The 3512-nt window shown below is 67.7% G+C and carries 4 protein-coding genes; 2 read left to right on the top strand and 2 right to left on the bottom strand.

All coding sequences use genetic code 11. The features are described 5' to 3' along the window. Positions 1–919: ATP-binding cassette domain-containing protein (locus Q4A20_RS14880; protein ID WP_303124171.1), on the bottom strand; the 919-nt coding region annotated here is incomplete at its 3' end. A 254-nt stretch (positions 920–1173) separates the two neighbouring features. Further along, the gene (locus Q4A20_RS14885) at positions 1174–2121 is read right to left on the bottom strand and encodes a CPBP family intramembrane glutamic endopeptidase (RefSeq protein WP_303124172.1); all 948 of its coding nucleotides are present in this window, start codon (positions 2119–2121) and stop codon (positions 1174–1176) included. 144 nt (positions 2122–2265) lie between these two features. Between Q4A20_RS14885 and Q4A20_RS14890 the strand changes: the two genes are divergently transcribed. Continuing rightward, positions 2266–2415: a hypothetical protein gene (locus Q4A20_RS14890; protein WP_303124174.1), complete on the top strand. Its 150-nt coding sequence runs from the start codon at positions 2266–2268 to the stop codon at positions 2413–2415. Between the two features lie 78 nt (positions 2416–2493). Next, complete coding sequence (locus tag Q4A20_RS14895; protein WP_303124175.1) at positions 2494–3312, top strand: LD-carboxypeptidase; 819 nt, start codon at positions 2494–2496, stop codon at positions 3310–3312. The last annotated feature ends 200 nt before the right edge of the window (positions 3313–3512 follow it).

Here is a 3512-nt window from a genome sequence, read left to right on the forward strand (position 1 = left end):
CGAGCTTGCGGGTGCGCTCGGCCTCGGCGGCCATCTCCTCGTAGCGGGCCAGACGCGCCTTGGACTTCGCCTGGCGGCCGCGCGCGGAGGAGCGCACCCACTCCAGCTCGTCCTTCAGCCGTTTGGCGAGTTTGGCGTCCTTCTTGCCCTGAACCTCCAGGCGTTTCTCCTTGGTCTCCAGGTAGGTGGAGTAGTTGCCCTCGTAGGGGTAGAGGTGGCCACGGTCGACCTCGGCGATCCACTGGGCCACGTGGTCCAGGAAGTAGCGGTCGTGAGTGACGGCGATGACGGCGCCCTTGTAGGCCTTCAGGTGCTGTTCGAGCCAGAGGACGGACTCGGCGTCGAGGTGGTTGGTGGGCTCGTCCAGCAGTAGCAGGTCGGGGGCCTCCAGCAGCAGCTTGCACAGGGCCACGCGGCGGCGCTCACCGCCGGACAGGTGCTTGACCTCCGCGTCCGGCGGCGGGCAGCGCAGGGCATCCATGGCCTGTTCCAACTGGGAGTCCAGGTCCCAGGCGCCCGCGGCGTCGAGCTGGTCCTGCAGGGTGCCCATCTCCGCCATCAGGGAGTCGAAGTCGGCGTCCGGGTCAGCCATGGCGGCCGAGATCTCGTTGAACCGGTCGAGCTTGCCCTTGATCTCGGCCACGCCCTCCTCGACGTTGCCGAGCACGGTCTTCTCCTCGTTCAGCGGCGGCTCCTGCAGCAGGATGCCGACGCTGTAGCCCGGGGACAGCCGGGCCTCACCGTTTGAGGGCTGGTCGATGCCCGCCATGATCTTCAGGATCGAGGACTTGCCCGCGCCGTTGGGGCCGACCATGCCGATCTTGGCTCCCGGGAGGAAAGCCATGGTGACGTCGTCCAGGATGACCTTGTCACCGTGCGCCTTGCGCGCCTTGATCATCTGGTAGATGAATTCAGCCACAGGTCTGATACGCCTTTCGAAAGGGGTTGCTCGGATTCACTCGCGCCCCGACGACTACACTCCCCCAGCCGGGCCGGGGCGCAACTCGTGTCGTCGGCGCGCACCATCCCCCAGCCTACGGGAGCCGCGCCCCGACGACGACGGCGCAGCCCAGTGACGCCGTGCACGTGTGCCCGGTCGGGTCGCGGCCCGAAGCACATCAGCCCGGCCACCCCCATGCACCCGCAACCAGGGACCATGCGGATGACTACCGTTCAGAGATCGCCCGGCCTGATGCTCGCCTGCGCCCCTCGGGCCTCAACCGCACCGTACATGCGACCGGCGCGAGCCTTGTGAAGTAGCAGCACGGTTGCCCCTGCGACCAGCCACAGACAGCCGACGACAATCCAGGTGACCGGCTCGTCTACGGGGACGCCGGTACTCACCGCCAAGAGATTCGACAGGTGAAATCCGCCGTGCGCGCCTACCGCCGCCCAGGTCGAACCCGACGCCCAGCGTGCCGCCATCGCCGCCGCCCCAAAGCCGAAGGGCATGGCCAGGTAAATGACGCGCTCGCCCCAGCCCTCCTGACCGCCCTGAGAGATCAAGTGCACGGCGGTGAAGGCGAGGACCGATACCGCAGCCGCCGTCCGGGTGGAGCCGAGTGAGCGGAACAGCCAGCCCCGCCACACCAGTTCTTCGGGGATCCCCTGCAGTAAGAACCCCAGGGCGACCTGAAACAGGATCGCGGACCACCACGTGTCGCCCGGCATGGCGGGCTCCGCTCGAGGGACGCCGAGCGCTTCACTTACGGCTCCGGCCATCGGCATGATCGCGAAGGCGACGGCGATCATGCCCAGGCACCAGGCGAGTGCACGCGGACTCGGGCGCATTGCCAGGTCGGAGAGACGCGCGTGGTCCAGGCGAGTGATCAGCAGCCGGGTGCACTGGTAGGCGCACGCCGTCGCCAAGGACATGATCACGAGCACCGCCAGACAAACCACCAGCAACCCTGCGCTGCTCCGGCCGAAGACCTTTCCGTCCAGCAGGGCCTGCACTCCCGGTATGGCCATGACGAGCGTCGGCACCATGGCACTCAGCAGCATGACCGCGATGGCGATCGCCACCCGCGCCGCGGCGCCGCCCGGGCCCGGCCGACTCGTTCGCGCCTCCAACTTCGACTCCGTGCTGGCTTCCGCCCGCGTGATCTCGCGTGTGCTCATACCGATCACGTTAAGTGGCGTGGGTCACCGATTCCAGGGTGGGCGGCGACAACCAGGGCCGACACGCCGCGGATTCAGGGACCCGTCCGGGACCTCCCCTAGGGCCTTTCCAGCCCTGTACCCGTCCGGCTATGGTGCGAAGGCATGGATATATTGACCCGGCCCAGTAAGGCCAAGGCGGGCGACAGGATCGCGGTACTGTCGCCGTCGCTGGCGGTGCCCGCGATCGGCCCCGCAGTTCATGAACAGGACTTGGAACGGCTTCAGGCCATAACCGGTCTGGTGCCGGTGTAGTTCCCCACGACCCGCCGTCTCGGCGCCGGCGCACGTGAGCGCGCCGACGATCTGAATGCGGCCTTCTCCGATCCGAACATTCGCGCGGTCATCGCCACCGCGGGCGGTGACGATGAGATGACGGTCCTACCACTCCTTGACGCCGAGCCCGTACTGAAAGACCCCAAGCCGGTGCTCGGCTACTCCGATAACACCAACCTGCACCAGTGGCTGTGGCAGCACGGCGTGTGCAGCTTCCACGGCGGCGCCACCCAGGTTCACCTGGGCCCCGGGCCCGAGGTCGACACCATTCATAGTGCCTCGCTGCGCGCCGCACTGCTGACGGGTGAGGTTCTGGAAGTCACCGAGCCGGGATACTCGGAGGACTTCGGCAAGGACTGGGCCGATCCGCGGGCACTGCACGAATACGGAGTCCGCGAGCAGACCGAGCCGTGGCTTTGGGACGGGCCTTCCGCAACAGTCAGCGGCCCCGGCTGGGGCGGATGCTTGGAGGTGCTGGTGCTCGGCCTCGCCGCGGGGCGTATCCATGCCGATGCCAGTGCCCTTGATGGCTGTGTGCTGATGCTGGAAACCTCTGAGATACTCCCCGGTCGGGAATTGGTCGCGGGCATGCTGCGCTCTCTGGGGGAACGGGGAGTGCTCGAAGCCGTGGCCGCCATCCTGCTGGCCCGACCGCCCGCATCCAATCCCCAGACCTCTCCTGACGCCCGGGAGCGTGCGCAGTACCGGCAGGAGCAGGCCCAGGGCGCGCTTGAGGTCATCCGCCGCTACAACACGCAGGCACCGGTCTGCATAGGCGTCCCCTTCGGTCATACTCGACCCCAGTGGATCCTCCCCCACGGCGGCACGCTCACCGTCGACGCCACATCCCGGCGCATTATTGCCTCCTACGCTTGACGAGTTTTGCGGGCGGGATCTACCTGATCGCCCTTGTGCGCGGGCCTGCCCGTACCGGCCACCGCCGTAAGTACCACCGCCTCCCAAGTCTCCGCCGACGGTTGACGGTTTACGACCTTGGGGTGGGGTTGGCGCCCACCCCCGGGGGGTGTAAAGCCCCCCCAGGGGGGGTTTTGACAAGAGAACGCTCACAGCGCAGC

Origin of the sequence: Actinomyces sp. (assembly GCF_030530635.1) — a bacterium.
Lineage (GTDB): Bacteria > Actinomycetota > Actinomycetes > Actinomycetales > Actinomycetaceae > Actinomyces.

Coding starts and splice junctions, on each gene's coding strand:
- Q4A20_RS14885 (WP_303124172.1), bottom strand. CDS start 2,121: ATGAGCACACGCGAGATCACGCGGGCGGAAGCCAGCACGGAGTCGAAG.
- Q4A20_RS14890 (WP_303124174.1), top strand. CDS start 2,266: ATGGATATATTGACCCGGCCCAGTAAGGCCAAGGCGGGCGACAGGATC.